Source organism: Bradyrhizobium sp. 137 (assembly GCF_023074095.1).
GTDB lineage: Bacteria > Pseudomonadota > Alphaproteobacteria > Rhizobiales > Xanthobacteraceae > Bradyrhizobium.
In genome coordinates this window covers 114857-131813 of record NZ_JADPKU010000053.1, presented here as the reverse complement: position 1 = coordinate 131813, position 16957 = coordinate 114857, and the positions used below count along the sequence as shown (strand labels likewise).

General features: G+C 59.1%; 18 protein-coding genes and 1 pseudogene. 10 read left to right on the top strand and 9 right to left on the bottom strand.

Features of this window, described 5'->3' with window-relative positions:
- Window positions 1-18 precede the first annotated feature (18 nt).
- Both IVA78_RS14580 and IVA78_RS14575 read right to left on the bottom strand, forming a co-directional pair.
- The gene (locus IVA78_RS14580; RefSeq protein WP_247280380.1) at window positions 19-969 is read right to left on the bottom strand and encodes a sulfonate ABC transporter substrate-binding protein; all 951 of its coding nucleotides are present in this window, start codon (window positions 967-969) and stop codon (window positions 19-21) included.
- Between the two features lie 372 nt (window positions 970-1341).
- Window positions 1342-2508, bottom strand: a complete 1167-nt coding sequence (locus IVA78_RS14575; protein ID WP_247280381.1) for a cytochrome P450 — start codon at window positions 2506-2508, stop codon at window positions 1342-1344.
- A gap of 332 nt (window positions 2509-2840) precedes the next feature.
- Between IVA78_RS14575 and IVA78_RS14570 the strand changes: the two genes are divergently transcribed.
- On the top strand, window positions 2841-3032 hold the full coding sequence (locus tag IVA78_RS14570; RefSeq protein WP_247280382.1) for a hypothetical protein: 192 nt from the start codon (window positions 2841-2843) through the stop codon (window positions 3030-3032).
- A 139-nt stretch (window positions 3033-3171) separates the two neighbouring features.
- Here IVA78_RS14570 and IVA78_RS14565 read toward each other — a convergent pair whose 3' ends face one another.
- The gene (locus IVA78_RS14565; protein WP_247280383.1) at window positions 3172-3594 is read right to left on the bottom strand and encodes a hypothetical protein; all 423 of its coding nucleotides are present in this window, start codon (window positions 3592-3594) and stop codon (window positions 3172-3174) included.
- Window positions 3595-3777: 183 nt separating this feature from the next.
- Between IVA78_RS14565 and IVA78_RS14560 the strand changes: the two genes are divergently transcribed.
- A complete protein-coding gene (locus tag IVA78_RS14560) occupies window positions 3778-3987 on the top strand; it encodes a hypothetical protein (protein ID WP_247280384.1) in 210 nt (69 codons plus the stop codon).
- A 477-nt stretch (window positions 3988-4464) separates the two neighbouring features.
- Here the strand turns inward: IVA78_RS14560 and IVA78_RS14555 are convergent, their stop codons facing one another.
- Window positions 4465-4965, bottom strand: coding sequence for a nuclear transport factor 2 family protein (locus IVA78_RS14555; RefSeq protein ID WP_247280385.1), 501 nt, complete (start codon window positions 4963-4965; stop codon window positions 4465-4467).
- A gap of 402 nt (window positions 4966-5367) precedes the next feature.
- Window positions 5368-5847 (bottom strand): nuclear transport factor 2 family protein, encoded by a 480-nt coding sequence (locus tag IVA78_RS14550; protein ID WP_247280386.1) that lies wholly within the window; start codon window positions 5845-5847, stop codon window positions 5368-5370.
- 118 nt (window positions 5848-5965) lie between these two features.
- Here IVA78_RS14550 and IVA78_RS14545 point away from each other — a divergent pair, with 118 nt between their 5' ends.
- Window positions 5966-6856 carry an AraC family transcriptional regulator gene (locus tag IVA78_RS14545; protein WP_247280387.1) on the top strand — a complete coding sequence of 297 codons (891 nt, stop codon included), beginning with the start codon at window positions 5966-5968 and terminating at the stop codon, window positions 6854-6856.
- A gap of 232 nt (window positions 6857-7088) precedes the next feature.
- On the opposite strand, the gene IVA78_RS14540 is transcribed toward IVA78_RS14545, so the two are convergent.
- Together IVA78_RS14540 and IVA78_RS14535 are read right to left on the bottom strand one after the other, a co-directional pair.
- Complete coding sequence (locus IVA78_RS14540; protein ID WP_247280388.1) at window positions 7089-7382, bottom strand: hypothetical protein; 294 nt, start codon at window positions 7380-7382, stop codon at window positions 7089-7091.
- A 329-nt stretch (window positions 7383-7711) separates the two neighbouring features.
- Window positions 7712-8161, bottom strand: coding sequence for a DUF4440 domain-containing protein (locus tag IVA78_RS14535; RefSeq protein ID WP_247280389.1), 450 nt, complete (start codon window positions 8159-8161; stop codon window positions 7712-7714).
- A 323-nt stretch (window positions 8162-8484) separates the two neighbouring features.
- Here IVA78_RS14535 and IVA78_RS14530 point away from each other — a divergent pair, with 323 nt between their 5' ends.
- The 6 genes and pseudogenes from IVA78_RS14530 to IVA78_RS14505 all read left to right on the top strand — a co-directional run bounded on the left by IVA78_RS14530 (window position 8485) and on the right by IVA78_RS14505 (window position 13426).
- The gene (locus IVA78_RS14530; RefSeq protein ID WP_247280390.1) at window positions 8485-9072 is read left to right on the top strand and encodes a hypothetical protein; all 588 of its coding nucleotides are present in this window, start codon (window positions 8485-8487) and stop codon (window positions 9070-9072) included.
- 286 nt (window positions 9073-9358) lie between these two features.
- Entirely contained in the window at window positions 9359-9877 is a 519-nt protein-coding gene (locus IVA78_RS14525; protein ID WP_247280391.1) for a GNAT family N-acetyltransferase, read from the top strand.
- Window positions 9874-10623, top strand: a complete 750-nt coding sequence (locus IVA78_RS14520; protein WP_247280392.1) for a class I SAM-dependent methyltransferase — start codon at window positions 9874-9876, stop codon at window positions 10621-10623. The genes IVA78_RS14525 and IVA78_RS14520 overlap by 4 nt, the downstream gene beginning before the upstream one ends.
- A gap of 145 nt (window positions 10624-10768) precedes the next feature.
- Window positions 10769-11089 (top strand): annotated as a pseudogene (locus tag IVA78_RS14515) (integrase); the annotation flags it as partial.
- Window positions 11090-11222: 133 nt separating this feature from the next.
- Complete coding sequence (locus tag IVA78_RS14510; protein ID WP_247466094.1) at window positions 11223-12392, top strand: beta-propeller fold lactonase family protein; 1170 nt, start codon at window positions 11223-11225, stop codon at window positions 12390-12392.
- A gap of 287 nt (window positions 12393-12679) precedes the next feature.
- Complete coding sequence (locus IVA78_RS14505) at window positions 12680-13426, top strand: C13 family peptidase (protein ID WP_247280111.1); 747 nt, start codon at window positions 12680-12682, stop codon at window positions 13424-13426.
- Window positions 13427-14128: 702 nt separating this feature from the next.
- Here IVA78_RS14505 and IVA78_RS14500 read toward each other — a convergent pair.
- Complete coding sequence (locus IVA78_RS14500; protein WP_247280112.1) at window positions 14129-14353, bottom strand: hypothetical protein; 225 nt, start codon at window positions 14351-14353, stop codon at window positions 14129-14131.
- 414 nt (window positions 14354-14767) lie between these two features.
- Between IVA78_RS14500 and IVA78_RS14495 the strand changes: the two genes are divergently transcribed.
- Window positions 14768-15223, top strand: coding sequence for a GNAT family N-acetyltransferase (locus tag IVA78_RS14495; protein ID WP_247280113.1), 456 nt, complete (start codon window positions 14768-14770; stop codon window positions 15221-15223).
- Between the two features lie 899 nt (window positions 15224-16122).
- On the opposite strand, the gene IVA78_RS14490 is transcribed toward IVA78_RS14495, so the two are convergent.
- Entirely contained in the window at window positions 16123-16899 is a 777-nt protein-coding gene (locus IVA78_RS14490) for a helix-turn-helix transcriptional regulator (protein ID WP_247466091.1), read from the bottom strand.
- Between the last annotated feature and the right edge of the window lie 58 nt (window positions 16900-16957).

Genomic DNA, 16957 nt, shown 5'->3' with positions numbered 1-16957 from the left:
GGAGAGTGGTGGGCACGATCAGGCTGCCGGGTTGCGCCAGACGATGTCGCGGATGACGATCGGCTTCGGGATCAGGCCGAGCTTATGAAAGCGGTCGGCGACGCCCTGCTGGGTCGCGACGATGTCGTCGGTGACGGGGCCGACCACGAAGTTCGCGCGGTTGGCGGCGACGGTCTGGATGTCCAGCGGGACGCCGGTGATCGCGGCAAGCGATTTGGCGACCTCGTCGCGGTGCTGCTCGGCCCAGTTACCGGCCGCGGTCGTCACATCGACGATCTGTTGCAGGACCACTCCGTGGTTCTTCGCGAACTCGCGGTTCGCGATGTAGAAGGAGTTGGTCTTGGTAACCTCGCGCGAATTGATCAGGATGCGGCCGTTCTGCTTGGTCTCACCGATCGCGAAATACGGATCCCAGATCGCCCAGGCCTCGATGCTGCCATTGGCAAAGGCGGGGCCCGCGTCCGGCGGGGTCAGATAGACCGGGGTGATGTCAGCATAGGTGAGCCCCGCCTTCTCGAGCGTCTGCACCACGACGTTGTGCGCGCTGGACCCCTTGGTGAAGCCGATGCGCTTGCCCTTCAAGTCGGCGATCGTGCGGATCGGGGACTCCTTCGGCACCAAGATGCCCTGGCCGTTGGTGATGGGTTGGCCGGCGGCATAGACGATCGCGGCGCCCGCTGCCTGGGCGAACACCGGCGGCGAGTCCCCGACCGAACCAAAGTCCAGGCTGCCGACGTTCATCGCCTCCATCATCGGCGGGCCCGAGGAGAACTCGATCCATTTCACCTCGATGCCTTGCGGAGAAAAATGTTTCTCCAGGGCGGCCTGCTGGCGCGCGATGACGAGCACGCCGGTCTTCTGGTAACCGATGCGAATTTCCTTCACTGCGCCTTGCGCATTGGCGCGCGAGACGAAGGCAGCAGCGGCTGCAGTTCCGGCAGAGAGTTTCAAGAAGTCGCGACGATGCATTCCAAGCTCCCGGCCGCGTGCGGCCGTCATTCATTCAGGTCTCGTGAATGATGGGGCGCGCTACGAAAGCTGTCGAGACGCTCAGGAAAATAGCGATGCGAACACTGCGCGTGCGGCGAAGCGCGTGATTAATCTTTCAAGCGGCGGAGCGAATGAAGATGGAATTTTTCTGCACGCGGATGTGAAGGCCGCGCGGGTTCGGTCTCGAGACTCGCGGCCGGAACCAAAACCGCAAAAACAACCCCATGCACAGTAGCCAGGGCGTGCGAAAACAATGACTTACGCATTATCCGAAGTTCGTTTGACTCGTCGGGCAAAACAGGAGCAAGATGGCATCATGGCGGGGCTCGGGATGGAGGGGCCCCGGCCGACCTAATGAAGCCAATTGACCGGCAAATTCTGCAGGCCGCGGAACGCCCAGCCGACGATCCGCACCTCCTCGTCATCGGCGATCTCGAGCTGCCCCGCGCGCGCGAACACGGTCGGCAGCGCGACGTCGGCGATCATGGCGCGCGAGGCCCAGGCGCCGGCGCAGAAATGCGGACCGGCGCCGAAGGCGACGCTCTTGGATGTGTCTCGTCTCACGTCGAACTGGTCGGCGCGCTCAAAATGCTTCTCGTCGCGATTGGCCGAGCCGAACATCAGGAACACGCGCTCATCGAGCTCGAATGACACGTCGCGGATGCTCCACGGCTTTGCGATGCGCCGCGGCGACATGCCGATCGGCGAAATCCAGCGGGCATATTCCTCGAACGCTTGCAGCCAGGACACTTCGCCCTTGCGCACGAGATTGAGCTGCTCGGGATGGGTCAGCAGCGCCCATACCGTGCCGGCGATGGCCTTGCGCGGCTCGTTCTGGCCGCCGGAGATCGCGAGTTTCACATTTGCGCGCACGCTCTCCATCGGCATGCCGGAGGCGAGGAGCACGCCGAGAATGCTCTGGTCCGGATGCTTGCGCATCACCGGCAGGATGTCGTCGATCGCGGCATCGATGCCCGACGTCGCGGCGTGGCAGCGCGCCTCGATCGCGGGATCGCCGGCATAATTGGCGATGCCCTCGATCATGCCCTGCGACCACGCATCCATGTCCTGAAAGCCGATATTGGTGAGGCCGGTGATCGACTTCAGGCACTCGCCGGAGAAGGGCAGCGCGAAATCGCGCATGAGGTCGATCCGTCCCGGTTCGATGCGATCGATGATGCGGTCGGCATGGGCCTGGAACTGCGCGGTCCAATGCGCCTTCACCGTCTTCGGCGACACCGTCGGAAACATGGCGCGGCGCTCGACCTGGTGCGCCTCGCCGTCCTTTCGCATCATGTTATGGCCCATCAGCCGGTTCATCAGACCTGCGGGCTGGTGCGAGGAGAACACGTCGATCTGCTTCTCGGAAATCGAGATGTCGTCGCGGCTCGTCAGCAACGTCGAGCCGAGCTGCGGCACGAAGGCAATCGGCGCCTCCTTGCGCATTGTCGCGAGCATCGGATAGGGATCGGCCCAGAATGCGGCCGGGTCGATGTCGATGCGCGGCGCGGTGCTCAAACTTCGCTCCCTTGCTATGTGCCTGCCAAGGTTAGCGCCTTCAGGAGCCGCCGTCTGTCCCCAGCGATTGGGACAGGCGGCCTCAGGACGTGTCTTCAAGAGTCGAGTACGCGCGGGTGCGATGGCGAAGCCCGCATTGTCCACAACATCGGACATAAGCGAATGTTCGTTGAGGGCCAAAAGCGGGACTAGTTTAATGCTCTGCATTTCGAGTTGCAGCGCCAGCGGACCTTCAGGCCGATATGATCTAACCGCAAAGGAAGACAGACTCGACTTGGCCACGCGCTTTCCAATAGGCTTCTCCTTTCCAATTATAACTAGCGGGGAGCGAAATGGCTGAAAGAATCAATGTCGAGGTTACCGGCAAATCGCAGTTTGAAGTCGCCTACGACATGGCGAGATACATACTAATCAATATGGAAGGTCGTCAGGTGAAGAGCATAAAGCGGCAAGAGCTCTTGCATTTGGTAGCTGACTGCATCGAGACCTTGCGCGGCATCAAGGTCAGGGAGATTATCAGCTAAAGGCTTGCACTCCTGCAGCGACCGTCCACCCGCATTTCGCAAAATTTCGTGGGCGGCCTTGGAGAGCGCTTTCGGTCGAGACAGCTATGGGTCCATGAGCCGACATCGCTCAATCAAGCGGCGGTACTTATCAGGCTCCTTAGCGGCCGTAGGGGAAGCAGCGATTGCGATCGAGTGTGAGACCGAAATGTGCTCCCAGTGCAGCGATGGCCGCGTCTTGCTGAGGATAGGGATCGGCATTGGATGCGGCAACGATGATGATCCGGAACCCGCCGCGATCCTTGCCGCCGGGTGGCAGCATCGCTGTAGTCAGTGCATTGCCCTCCCTGTCGCGCAGCGTGAGGAAAAGCGGCATCTCTCGCTGTACATGGGCCTCGAGGCCGATGTCGCGCTCGATCGCGTTGGGCCGCTCGGGACGCCAGGACTCGACTGCCTTCTCCCGCTCGCGGCGGAAATATTTCTCAACTGTGTGGTCCATCAGGCGCGACTCATGCATCGCTTCACCTTCCGTCTCGATACGGAACCAGGTCTTGCCCTTCGGTGCGTCGCAAACATACTGCATTTCGCCCGTCCTGCGATCGCCGCAATTCTAGGGCGGCGGGCCTGTAAAGCCAATATGAGACTGGCTCCCGTGTATAGAGCTTCACGATCAGAGGGGCTAAGAGTTCTTGATTGGACGTTGAAGTTCTAGTGAGCCCAAACAATACTAGGTCGATCGGAATAATCCTCTTCAAGGAGCTTCCAGATGCCTGACATAAGGGAAAAGCAACGCGAAGCCCGCCGGAAGATCATTCGCCAATGGGCGAAGCTTCCGAAGGATAAACGCCAGTCTTTGGAGGGGATTTCTGAATTCGCCAGGACCGCCGCTCAGCAGAACGAGAACGCATTCATTCGCAGTCGTCGCGATCCGTATCAGAAGATCATGGGATGGCTATTGCCGCGTGCTCATCTCTGAACGAGTGAATCCTCTGCACATCCTTCCAAGACGAAACCGGGTTCTTCAGCTTGACCCCGTGTGGCGAACAGCCCGCACGATTTAGGGAGCAAACCATGCATCTTGTCGCAACGACATTGAGCGCGATTTTGTGAATCCGATCAGGCGACGCCCGATTTCCGTTTAGGGTCAACCGCGCCAGTTTTCGCCCGATCTCTATCAGCTCCGGTGGCATGGAGGTGATAGGCGCATTTCGTCGCGTAGGGCCAGACTCGGTCCTGCAGGGCTGTACTTGCTGCAGTCCGGTCTTCACTAAAAGCTGATCCTCGGTCCGATCAAGGAGCCGCGCTATCCCGTCATTTTTCGAGAGGGGAGGCCCCTTGGTCTCACGCAGCGGACGCGAGTCGGCTTCCGTGGCCGACAGACCTACGTTTCAGTTGCTGCCTCCGCCCGTTTGGGCGCGAAAGCCGGTCACGACGAACTTCTCTCGGGTAGGCGCTATTTTCCACTCGGCGCGTTCCCCGTTGTAGTCGCCGTGGTCCCCGCTTGTTGCGGCTGCGGCGGCGGTGCCTTAGGAGCCGACGTCAGCATACGAATTTTCCATTGCCCATTCTCACGAACATCAAGAGCAGTCCAAATCGCGTTTATTTCTAGGGGATCGCCTTTCTCACTCTTTCCAGTAATGTGAGCTTCGCCAGTTGACAGAGCCATGTTTTCTGACAATGGCTGAACTTCGGTCACCTTTACCTCGAGGCGATTAAGTCCAGCTTTGAAACCGTCCTCATAAAACTTGGTATTATCGGGCTCAATTCCATTCTGAGTAACACGCAGGTAGTTCTTCGTATAAAGTGCCGTAATCCCGGCAGCATCTTGTTTGTTGAAGTGCTGCTCGTATGCTGAAGCCATCTTCCCAATTTCCTCCTTGAGATTTTGATCTGCTGCAGTAGCAGGAATTGCTGACAGCAATAATGAGAAACATACAGCTCCAAATGTGCGCATGATGTTAGCTCCCTGCTGTTGATGCCTCCCTAGAATAGAGGATGGAGACGAGGCTTACCTCCGTCCTCCTAAGCAACGCCGATCACGCGGTCGCCCGGTTTCGAGGAACAGGTCCTGTCAGTATTACGGTTGGTACACCTCGGGCGCACTAGCGCCGACCTGACTCATCCTGATGATCGCGAAGTGACGTTGGCTCCTGCGCCAATATAGCTCAACACAGCGATGTCGGCCATGGGGTCACATGCTGAAGCGTAGAGACTTCACAGCCCTAATCCGCTCTCCACCTGAAAGGAGACGGTCGTTGAATGGTCGGGCGAGGCAGCTACGGACCAAGGACAGTCGCCAACCTACCTCGCTTTCAGATTGTTCCGCTCCCTGTAACTGAACTTGGGCTTGCATAGGTCAGTGTGGAACGCGCGAGGTCGTGTGCAGGACCATTAGCCAGCGGCCGCCGCTCATTTCGAATATGTTCGTGGTCAAAGCCATGAAGGTTGCGGCCTCGCCGGTTTTCAGTTTGCCTCGAATCTCCTCGAGACCTACGACCCAGGCGACGTTTTCATTGATGCGAATTTGCGGGTCCTGCATCGACACCGAGATTTCGGCAAAGCGGTCAAACGTCGCTTCCCAACTCTGCCTCACAGCGGCCCAGCCGATGATCGGCGTTTTGCTTGCAGGATGAACCGCGACCACATGTGGTTCGTGCGCCCAGATCATGTCCATCGCCGCGATGTCACGCGCAGACAATGCCTCATCGAAGGCGTGATTGGCGGATGTGATCGCCGCGCTCTCCGTGCCGGCTGCGGCGCTTGGCGCGGGCGGGCTGAGCGCGAGGGTGATGAAACTGAGTGTTGCGGCAATCATACGGATCAGCTTGTTCGGCATGGTGAAGCCCTCCTTGTGCATACGAGAGCGTGCCGTATCGCATTGCGCATAGCTAGGTCAGTCTGGTACCGTCAGATGATCAAAATCGGACAGTCGGCCATGCGGCGCGAGATTCCTGATGAAGCCCATTGAAGGGGTCCACTACTTCAACAGGCGCTTCCCAAAATTGGGAATCGAGCCGCTCGCGTTGTCGGAATTGTTCAGGCGCGTGCCGCCCGATCATTTTGACCACCCGCAACGTCCTGCCTTTCATCTTTTGATGCTATTCTCATCGGGGGCGACGACGCATTTCCTCGACTTCGAGCGTTTGCGCTGCACGGCGGGGACGCTTCTGCATGTTCGCCCAGGCCAGGTGCAGCAGTTCGTGCCCGGCGCAGAGGTGGAGGCAACGGTCGTTCTCTTTACGCCCGAGTTTGTCCTGCCCGATGAGGCGGCGAACCATCCGCTGGTCCGGGGCTCGGCGCTCGATCATGCGGCGGCAAGTGGAGCGATCAACCTCGATGCGGATTCATACGGGCGAGTTTGCGCCGGGTGTGCCGCGATAATTGATGAGTACAAATGTAGCGATGGCTCGACGACCTGCGCAAACATCTTGCAGCACCAGCTTCACGTCCTGCTCTTGCAGATCGCTCGCTGCTCGGACCGGCACGAAGCTCCGTTGCTCTCGAGTTATCATCGGACAGTCCGGCACTTTCTCACGGAGGTCGAAGCCCACTTCATGCGGACGCGCCGTGTCGAAGACTATGCCGACAGGCTCGGCTGTTCAACCAAAGCGTTGCGTCGCGCCTGCGTTGCGGTGCGTGGTCTTCCGCCCAAGATGATGATCGAGGAGCGCGTGATCCTCGAGGCGAAGCGGCTTATTGCGTACACACCGTGGCCTATCGAGGCCATTGCCGAGACCGTCGGATTCGGCGAGGCAACGAACTTCGTGAAATTTTTTTGTCACCATGCAGGGATGACTCCATCGAAATTCCGGATGCGGTTTCCAGGCCGTAGCCGACCGGAATAAAAAAGGTACCAGACTGGCACCTGAGCATTCAACAAAAGAAGTCCAATGTCCGGTCAGGGTCAAAGACGGCCTTGGCCAGCTTGCATGACCCTGTTCGGGTCACCTTCAGGAAGTAGACCTCGCGGCGCTCTGAGCTAAGGGCCCGGACACCAACAGGACGATGCCAAAGACATGACAGCTTGTCAGTTGTCATAGTCCGGCGCGTTTTAGCCTTGCATTGATCCCCGCTACCTCAATCCATCCCGCCAATGACGCCAAGAAACGAACCGCCGAAGAAAGAGGTAACAAGCATCATGAGATAGGTCGTCGCGGTGGGACCAAGTTCTGGCTCGTGTTGAAAATGATGAAATCCGAGCAGCCCCAGCAGACAAAACCCCGCGCAGATTGTCGGCCAAAGCGCTCGCCGCCGTGCTGCGAGCCGCTGGGCCGGGGTAGCCCACTGAGGCTGGGATAGATTTCTGGATCGACGAAGCGATACCGCGGCACTCACGACGACGACGATCAGACAGGCAGTGAGGAAGTACATCAGACACTATCCTTAACGCCAACCGTGGGCATCTCGAAGGCCATAGGCCGAGCCAATAGCGTGAATTAATTGCCACAATCCTAAAGCGATAGAGAAAAACGTCACTCGCATCGGAGTGCTAAGCGTTCGGCTCAGCTCCCGAAACGGGACTTCGCAGCCGTCTGAGCAAAGGTCAGCGACGGGCCAAGAGGCGACATTAAAGATTCTGCTTGGACACCGCAGGGACGCATTCGGCGTGTCAATCGATCCAGAGAGATCGCAACGCCGCGCGAAAACGTGATCTCGCTGTCCAGCAAGAGAAGTGCAACTTGAAGCGCGATGTAGCGGACTTATTTTGGTGGCGGACTGTCAGCGTTCCAAGTGTCGCGCCAGTAGAGCCATTTGCCGCCGACCTTTTTCGATACTGACAGGAACTTGCCGGTCTCGACCACATTCCCTGCCTTGTCCTTGATCGTATAGGAGCCCGAAGACCAGCCCAGGTTGCCGTTTGCGCCGCCATCCTGTTTGTCGGCGAAACTGAACACAAGGCCGGCCTTGGCTGCTTCCGACGACATGTTCGCCAGGAAGGTGCGAATGGCGTCGCGACCCGTCACAGCCGGCGCGTTAGGAGGCATCAACACTGCGCGTTCGTCGTACAACTTCGCCATCGTATCGCCGTCGGCGGCCGTGAAGCCTTTTAGCCAGGTCTGATCGGCGGCATGGAGCGCCTTCACTTCCGCCTCTGGTCCGGCAGCCCACGCCGGCAAAGCTACAACGGAGAACATCATGAAGAACGACATGACATTTGCGGCTCGGACTACTGTGCGCATAGTTATCGCTCCGCGTGGCTTACCCGTGCGTTCAGGATAGCACTTCAGGCGCCAGTGGGAAGGCGGTTCCAGCGTCGCATTCCCTGCCTCGGCTTAACGGCGCTGAAAAGCTCCAGGCCTCGCTGCGCAGCTGATGACGCCGCGTGGCGAGGCGGAGTCGAGTGCCCGCAAAGCAGCAATAGATTGGGTGAGTCACATAGAGAAAGGAAATATCCCTGCCATACCTCGGAAGATACGCCCAGTTGGTTTCGGTGTACAGTTCGTGCGGTTGCCCACTTTGCAGGAGGTAAGCCATGAACAGGTTCTATGCTCTCGCGTCGGTTGGGTTCTGCGTAGCTTCGGCAGCGCTCGTCACGTCGGCATCGGCTCTTCCAACGGAGGAAATCCCGAAGACCGAACCAGAGTACATCGCCAAGGTGAAGACCGCCGCCCCGCCGTCGGTCGTGAATAACGCGACGATCACCATGATGCAGCCGGATGGGTCTTCTAAGACCGTCCAAACCGGATCGAACGGTTTCACGTGCTTTATCGGAAATGACGGAACGCCCGAATGTGATGATCAGAACGCCATGGAATGGCGCAAAGCTCTACAGGCCAAACAGGAGCCGCCGAACAAGATCGGCCTGATTTTCATGCTGGCCGGGGACACCGGCACGAGCAATCATGATCATGCCGAACGGCACACGCACAAGCATTGGGTCCAGACCGGCCCGCACGTGATGATTGTCGGGGGCGCAGCACGTGAGATGCTTAGTCCCTATCCGCGCGATCTGGACGTCAAGGACGCGACCCAGCCTTACGTCATGTTCCCCGGCAAACCCAATGAGCACCTGATGATCCCGGTGCACTCGCAAGAGCTAACCACGGGCAGCGCGCGGTGACGCACGTGGACGCCGCCGTGCCTTCGAGACCAGCGGCACGGCGGCGAACGTCAGCTTGGATGCTCCAATGGCGTAAAGTCGAGTTGATCGGCTGCACGACGACGCACGTTGCAATGTCGGAGTCGGGTCAAAGGCTGCCTTGGCCCGCTCGGATCGCCTTGTTCGGGTCACCTTTAGCAAGCGGATCTCGCGGCGCTCTCAGCTGAGGTCGGCACGAGGCCAGTGGGCGACATTGCAGCGAGGCTGCCCATTGCCACGGGTATCGGCCGTATGCCAAAATCACTGGATGCAAATACGAGAAGCTATACCAGAAGATGCGCCTTCTGCCTGCATTGTGTTGCAGCGATCGATAGCGGAGCTTTGCGGAGCTGACCACCGAAGCGACCCCTCCATCTTGGCACGATGGTTGGGCAATAAGACGCATGAGAATTTCTGTGCTTGGGTCGAACAGACGGACAACTCGGTGCTTGTGGCTGTCGAAAATAACGACATCCTCGCGGTCGGGTCAGTAACCGATGCCGGAACGATTGGCCTCAATTACGTATCGCCCGACGCGCGATTTTGGGGAGTTAGCCGCGCCCTACTGCGGGCGCTAGAAACGCGAGCCGCAGAAAGAGGCAATAACCAGTGTAGCTTGACGAGCACTGAGACCGCGCGCCGATTTTACGTGTCCAACGGCTATGTCGAAAATGGGCCGCCGCTCGGCGGATTTGGGACCAGTTCCGGATATCCCATGACCAAGGCTCTGACGACGTTTGCGCGAGCGGAGGCAAAAGGTCTGGATGGTCCAGAGGGCCCATCATGAGCATCACACGAACGATTGCAGATGCTGTGCCTCTAAATGTCAGCTGGGAAGCCGAGGCCAGTCACTGGATACGATGGGCGCGCGCTCCCGGACATGATAGCTACTGGCGCTTTCACCGAGATCAATTCCTTCATCTGTTGCCTGCGCCCGGACGACAAACGGTAGATATCGGCTGCGGCGAAGGACGGCTAACCCGTGACCTGAAGGGACTTGGGCACAGGGTCGTCGCAATCGACAGTTCGCCGTCTATGGTCGAAGCTGCGCGAGAGTTCGACCCGGCGACGGACGTGCGTTTGGGGGACGCCACGGCGCTACCCCTTGACGACGCCTGCGCGGACTTAGCAATCGCCTTCATGTCACTTCAAGATATCAGCGATATGCCTGCGGCCGTCCGAGAAGCGGCGCGTGTGTTGCAACCGGGTGGCAGATTTTGTGTGGCAATTGTTCATCCGATCAATTCCGCTGGGAGATTCGAACAGGCAAGCGCCGAAGCGCGTTTCATCATCCAGGGCGACTATCTCAGTGCATTTCGATATGCTGACGCGGTCGAGCGTGACGGTTTGGCGATGACGTTCCATAGCGAGCATCGCCCTATCGAAGCTTATTTCTTAGCGCTAGAGAGCGCGGGATTCTTAGTCGAGATGCTTCGAGAGCCATCCCTTCCCGAACATGCCGTCTTGTCCAGTGCTGCCCGACGTTGGCAGCGCATACCCTACTTTCTGCATTTGCGCGCCCTCCGCCAGTAAATGCCCCGATGTCGCTTATGGGACATTTGCACCCACCCGGCCAACCAATAGGACCAAAGTACGCCTGCAATTGTCTATAAGCCGACGTAGGTTCAAAAGGTTGCTCGCCCGAAAATGACCGGCCTCATCAACTGAGGAGGTCATCATGACTGATGTCCCAAGCCCCAACGTGAACGTCGCCAAGCGGCGACCGTGGAATAAGGGAAAGATCGTTGGCGCGAAGCCGCCACTCCGTCCCAAGCACGTCTGGTCCATTCGAACAAAGCTCCAGGTCGAAGGTCGGATTCGCGATCTGGCGCTGTTCAACGTCGCTATCGATAGCAAACTTCGTGGTTGCGACGTTGTCGCCCTCAAAGTCGATGATATCGCACCCAGCGGCTATGCGGCCGATCGAGCCAGTGTCCGCCAGAAGAAGACCGGTCGTCCCGTCAAATTCGAGCTTACCGAGGCGACCCGCCAAGCCCTCGATGACCATCTGAGGGCGACAGGCGAGAAGCCAGGAGATCAGACGAGGCACCACTAGCGAACGAAAGCCTCACCTCGTAAACTGCTAAGACCAGCCCTGCAGAGGCGGGCGTCATTTTCGGGAGGATGCCAAGATGTGGCGTAACCGTGCCATAGGATTATCATTTGCGGCCGTCATGCTGCTCAGTACGAGCTTTAGCACTGGGCACGCGAAGCCGCTCTTGATCGTCGGCCTCGATGAGAAGCTTCTGTGGGACGAAAGCGGCAAGCCCGTTCTGTCTGCACCTGGTAAGGATCAGGTTCTCATCGTTGATCTCGCCTCTCCTGAAACCCCCAAGATCATCGGTGCCCTGCCGCTGAAGAACTCAGTGGTCGGACCGCCCGTGAACGTTGCGATCGATCCCAGCGGAACCGTGGCGCTGGTCGCCGACTCGGTCGACGTCGTCAAGGAGGGCGACACGCTGAAACAGGTGCTGGACAACAAGATTTACGTCGTCGACCTGCAGGCCAATCCGCCCAAGCTGGCTGCAACGCTCACTGGCGGGAAACAACCTTCCGGGCTCAGCTTCAGTCCAGATGGCAAGATGGCACTGGTCGCCAATCGCGGAGACAATTCGATCAGCGTCCTCTCCGTGAACGGCACTGACGTGAAGATCACGGACACCGTTGCGATGCCGGACAGTCCATCGCACGTGACGTTCACCCCTGATGGCAAGCGAGCCCTGGTCGCCCGCTTCCCTGCTCACAAAGTCTCCATGCTGGACATCGCGGGCGATAAGGTGACGTACAACAAGATCGATCTGCCGGCCGGCCAGTGGCCCTACAATGTCGCGGCCGCACCCGGCGGGAAAATCGCCCTGACCTCGGATAACGGCAACGCAGGTGCTTCCGATGGAAGTGTGGATACCACGAGCGTCATCGATTTGGAGGCCAATCCGCCACGCATCATCGATCGCGTGGTGGTGGGCGACGGCCCCGAGGGGCTTGCAATCAGCCCCAAGGGCGACGTCGCGGTTGCGGTCATTCTGCGCGGTTCCAACATGAAGAACGCATACTTCTACGAAAAGAACGGTAGCATCTCGGTTCTCAAGATCGACGGCAAGAAAGTGAGCAAGACCGCAGGCATCGAGGTCGGCGGCTTGCCCGAGGCTGCTGTCTTCACGCCCGACGGCAAGTACCTTCTCATCGGCAACTATCTGACGCAGGACTTCTCCATTCTGAAGGTCGATGGCAGTAACATCACGGACACAGGCAAGCGCTTCCAGGTGCCCGGACATCCCGCTTCGGCGAGGATGGGACCGTAAAAGCCTTCATCCATCCGTCGAGGGCTCATCGTGGGGCTCAGGTTTCGTTGGCAATGATAATTAGCTGTTGAACTGGGCAGTTTGCGGTCGACCCACGATCCGGCCCTCGGACGCGAACTCCCGGCCTGTCCCTGTGAACGGACTCCTAGCTACACCGCGTCAAAGGATGCAATGGGCCGTATCCGGACCCTTGCACGTGCCATTCCGAAGGATGGAAATTCACTGGATTTCCGCTATTTTGTGTTGAGCCGCAGTTCTGTAGCGGCGATCTCGAAACGAGGTTCGCGATGACCTCCAGGTCCTCGATCAGGCGGCTCGGCGCGCCGCTCGTCGTTTTTTTTCTGACCATCTGGTCGTTGGTTCCTCCGGTCCATGCGATTGCGGACGCTGGAAAGGTTGGCGTGGTGTCCTTTGGCCTGTACGGGGATCAAGGCGTGTTTAGATCCGAGGCGACCGGCGCGGCTCAGGTCGTGGCCGGCCGTTTCGAGACGGGACCGATCAACGTGGAGTACAATTCCAAGAAAGGGGGAAATGCAACGATCGAAGCTCTGGCCAAGTCGTTGCAGACGGCAGCCAACCGCTTGGATGCCGAGAAAGATGTTCTCTTTTTGATTCTCACCTCGCATGGCTCTCCTGATGGCCTTGCAATCAAGGCGGGGCGGCTCACACAAACGCTCACACCATCTCATCTCCGCGACATGCTCGCGAAGACAGGTGTGCGACACAAGGTGGTGGTGATCTCGGCTTGTTATTCCGGGGTTTTTATCCCGCGCCTGGCGACTCCCGATGTGCTGGTCATCACCGCGGCCGATGACAAGCATTCGTCGTTCGGCTGCCAGGACAAGGCCAAGTGGACCTATTTTGGCGACGCTTTTTTCAACGTCGCGCTCCGGAAAGCCGTCAGCCTGAAGGATGCGTTTCTCGATGCGCGCTCACTCGTCCGGAAGCGAGAATTGCGGGAACATTTCGAGCCGTCGAATCCGCTCATGGCGGGCGGTGCAGACGTGCTGCCATTGCTTGTCGGACGTCCTTGAACAACCGGCCGCGAGCGCAAAGGCTATCGCTCGCGGGCGCATCGCCATTTCCGGTCACCCCCGACAAGCAGACTGTTTGGCGCTTAGACTTCGCATTCGGGCCAGTAGGCGACATGGCGCGGGTGGCCTGATATGAACGAGGCCGCCAACTGAGGCGGCCTTCGCGATGACGAGTGCGCGGGGCAGTGCCAAGCGATGCCGGACCACTCCGCCACCCTGAAAATTGGCGAGACCTTTACAGGCGCCCCCGACAAGTCTCGCGGTACCTGCGGCAATTTCCTGCGCCTTGTTCGCCCAGCTCGTTCTTGTAGAGGCAGGCCTGTCTCAATTCGGCGCACACATCCCTGCGTACTGGTCTTTGGCAGGTCTCCCGATACCTGCGGCAATTTCCTTCGCCCCGTTCCCCTAGCGCGTCCTTGTTTTCGCAGGCAAGCCGCAATTGCTCGCATTGCCCGCCCCCTCGACGGTCGTACCCTCGGACGCCTCCCGGTCCAATCTCAAAGGATTGGGAAAAGGCCGAGATCGGGATTACAAAAAGCGCAGTTGCCGCTGCGGCGCTGAATGCATACTTGCGCATTCCTTTCAACATGGCTGATCCTCCAGTTGGTATGTTCCGATGAATAGAGGGGGCCACTTCGGCGGCCTCTCTCTTGTCGATGGGAGCGGACGGAGTGGGAGTCATCGCTTCTCGCCACCGCTCCCTTAGTGCGCGCAGACCTTGATGGTCTTCATCCCGGTCTCAGCTTCAGTGCGTGTCTTGAACACCTTGCCGTCGCCAACAATGACGGCGGTTGTGGTGGTCGGCTTCTTGTCCATGATCGTGCATTTCTTCGTGGAGGTGTCTTGCACTACATAAAATTCCGTCTGGGCGGAGGCAGCGCCGGTCATGATTGCAGCGGCAGCAGCCGAAATGAGAAGCTTCTTCATTGTGTCTCCTCCATTGTGAGTATGTCCCTGCGCAAATTATCGAGCGCGTGATTCGGTTCCACGGCTGCAAACTACGGCTGGGGTTCACTACTGTGTGGAGATCCTAAAGGGATGATATGAACGCCGGCCGAACGGGCAGTTCAGAGATCGTTTATCTCGAGGTTACCGATCTTCGCCTCCGCAAGCGCACCACCCCCCAGGGGCCGACTTCGGGTTTGGGGTCACATGCTGAAGCGAAGAGACTTCACGGCCCTAATCCGCTCTCCACCTGAAAGCAGACGGTCGTTGGATGGTTGGGCGAGGCAGCTACGGGCCAACATGAGACGCTGTTCTGCTTGCGAAAGGAACTTGCGACATCTGTTCTTTGCGCGCTGAGGTAGAGGCTCTGGAGGCTGCATAGTGTGACTGATATTGATGATCCATCACGAGATACGAAAGGCCTCGACGGCCGATGCAAGTGCACTGAGCACGCTCATTCAAGATGCGGTGCGCGTATCGAATTCGCGCGACTACAATCAGGCGATCATTGAATTGATTTGTGCGAATTTCGCGCTCGACAGGGTCATCGAAAAAATGGAGCAGCGGGACGTATTCGTAGCCGCGAGTGATTGCGTCGTTGTCGGGACGGTCAGCCTTGGCCAGGGAAAGCTGCACTCTTTGTTCGTCGCTCCGGAACACCAAGGTGGAGGCATCGGAAGACGCTCAGTCGAGTATCTGGAGAGACATGCTGTCGGCAAGGGCTTGTCTGAGCTCTGGTTATCGTCCTCGATTACGGCAAAACCGTTCTATACAAAGCTCGGATACGAACTTGTTCACTTCGAAGAACGTCCGGACGGATCGACTTTTCTGATGAAGAAGCCATTGCTCTGATTACGCCCGCTTCGGGTCAACAGCGCAGGTCACGCGAATGGCTTGTCATTTCCGGTTTTCCCTGATGAGCGGACCCTTGAACGTTGCGTCCGGAATTCGCATTCGGGCCAACACCAGATCTCAGCCGATAACTTCGTGCGGCTGTCCGGCGGTGGCCGAATGATCGCACCAAGTGCTTTGGCCGTCTTGAGACTGATAGCGAGAGCGAGTCAGTCCTCTATTCCACAGGTACGTCCGCGCACGTTGGCTTCGCAGGGAGCCTCGCAAACTGTCAACCATACCGTCGATTGATTCTACTCGGGCCATAGGCAATCAGCGAGCGTTCTCTGCTCCCTGCGGGCCACTCCGACATTGGCTCAGCGCGCCCAATTGCGCTGTGCGGTCCAGTAGCCTGAACAGCGCGCGTTTCCTGAATGGCCGCTCCACGTCCCGCGGCCAACATTGCTCGAGAGTCTACCTGAGCCGGAGGCGAATTTGTCCTGAACTGTCACCGAGGCCCGAACCGCGCCGGAACGCGCCACGTGGCCTCTGAACCTGACTAGATTCGGATGTGTAACTATTCCGTCGGTGATGTTGACGGTGAAATTATAGGTCGCATCGCAAGGTCCTCTTTGCGTCACGAAAATGAGGTCCCAGGATCCGTCGAATGCAGAGCGGGCTTGCGCGACGGAGTGGAAGGTGACCAGGCAGCCCACGGTCGCCACACAGGTGAAAAGCTGCTTCATTGTTTGCTCCAAGCTGTCTCCCACACATGGCGAGCGGAGCTGGAGAGTTCAATGCGGCTCGCCGGGGGCCGGAGGAGTGTTGTCGGCTGCGGGTCGCGAGGCGACGGTCCCGGAGGCGGGACCGCGTATCCGCTTTACCTCGCAAGTGGATATCGCGGACCCCGAGTCCGCGCCTTAGTTCAGACTGCACGCTAGCAGGCGCAGGACGATCGCAAACAGCTCGCTCTGCGAGGAGATGCCGAGCCGCTCATAGGCACGCTTGCGATAGGTCAGGGTCGAATGCAGGCTGACGCCGAGGTCTTTCGAGATCGCCTCGGAGCTGAAGCCGGCGAGGATGCGCCGGCAGACCTCCTGCTCGCGCGGCGTGAGGGCGGCAAGCGGCGCGCAGCTCGCGAACAACCCGGCGAGCGTCCGGTCTGGCGTTGCAGTGTGCTGAAAATGGCGGGCAACGCTCGCGGCGATCGCCGGCGCGATCGCCTCAAGGCGCTCTCGCTGCAGGGCGCTGAAGCGACCTTGCGCGGCGAGGCGGTAGAAGTTGACGTAGAAGCAGGTGTCGCCAGTCCAGATCGCAGTCGCGCATTTGTCGACGATGCCCGAATCCTGGAAGAAGATTTTCCGGTAGCGCGCGCCATACATGCGCGGCGCGAACGCAGGCAGCATGATCGGCGCGCCGCCCTCGCGCTCGAACAGCGCATCGCGGTTGGGATCGGATTCGTGGAACTGTCCGGCATAGGCCGCGCCGAGATCGCCGCCGATCGGGATGTTGCCGGCATCGAGCAGGCAGCGCGCAGCGCCGGCACGGGTCAGCGCAAACACCATGCAATGGCCGACATCGGCCTGCCGCCGCAGCGTATCGATCAGGACATTTGGGAAATCGGGGCGTCCGATGGCGAGCACCGCCGACGTTGTATCGCCAGCCGCTGGATATGCGGGCACCGGCTGAGACCGCATCGTTTTCCTCCGCAAGATGTTCTTTTGTTGGAGGATAGCAGGAACGGGATTTCGCCGG

Bases quoted from the DNA above. Each gene is read 5' to 3' on its own strand.
- IVA78_RS14580 (WP_247280380.1), bottom strand. From the start codon at position 969: ATGCATCGTCGCGACTTCTTGAAACTCTCTGCCGGAACTGCAGCCGCT.
- IVA78_RS14570 (WP_247280382.1), top strand. From the start codon at position 2,841: ATGGCTGAAAGAATCAATGTCGAGGTTACCGGCAAATCGCAGTTTGAA.
- IVA78_RS14565 (WP_247280383.1), bottom strand. From the start codon at position 3,594: ATGCAGTATGTTTGCGACGCACCGAAGGGCAAGACCTGGTTCCGTATC.
- IVA78_RS14560 (WP_247280384.1), top strand. From the start codon at position 3,778: ATGCCTGACATAAGGGAAAAGCAACGCGAAGCCCGCCGGAAGATCATT.
- IVA78_RS14555 (WP_247280385.1), bottom strand. From the start codon at position 4,965: ATGCGCACATTTGGAGCTGTATGTTTCTCATTATTGCTGTCAGCAATT.
- IVA78_RS14550 (WP_247280386.1), bottom strand. From the start codon at position 5,847: ATGCCGAACAAGCTGATCCGTATGATTGCCGCAACACTCAGTTTCATC.
- IVA78_RS14545 (WP_247280387.1), top strand. From the start codon at position 5,966: ATGAAGCCCATTGAAGGGGTCCACTACTTCAACAGGCGCTTCCCAAAA.
- IVA78_RS14540 (WP_247280388.1), bottom strand. From the start codon at position 7,382: ATGTACTTCCTCACTGCCTGTCTGATCGTCGTCGTCGTGAGTGCCGCG.
- IVA78_RS14535 (WP_247280389.1), bottom strand. From the start codon at position 8,161: ATGTCGTTCTTCATGATGTTCTCCGTTGTAGCTTTGCCGGCGTGGGCT.
- IVA78_RS14530 (WP_247280390.1), top strand. From the start codon at position 8,485: ATGAACAGGTTCTATGCTCTCGCGTCGGTTGGGTTCTGCGTAGCTTCG.
- IVA78_RS14525 (WP_247280391.1), top strand. From the start codon at position 9,359: ATGCAAATACGAGAAGCTATACCAGAAGATGCGCCTTCTGCCTGCATT.
- IVA78_RS14520 (WP_247280392.1), top strand. From the start codon at position 9,874: ATGAGCATCACACGAACGATTGCAGATGCTGTGCCTCTAAATGTCAGC.
- IVA78_RS14510 (WP_247466094.1), top strand. From the start codon at position 11,223: ATGTGGCGTAACCGTGCCATAGGATTATCATTTGCGGCCGTCATGCTG.
- IVA78_RS14505 (WP_247280111.1), top strand. From the start codon at position 12,680: ATGACCTCCAGGTCCTCGATCAGGCGGCTCGGCGCGCCGCTCGTCGTT.
- IVA78_RS14500 (WP_247280112.1), bottom strand. From the start codon at position 14,353: ATGAAGAAGCTTCTCATTTCGGCTGCTGCCGCTGCAATCATGACCGGC.
- IVA78_RS14495 (WP_247280113.1), top strand. From the start codon at position 14,768: ATGATCCATCACGAGATACGAAAGGCCTCGACGGCCGATGCAAGTGCA.
- IVA78_RS14490 (WP_247466091.1), bottom strand. From the start codon at position 16,899: ATGCGGTCTCAGCCGGTGCCCGCATATCCAGCGGCTGGCGATACAACG.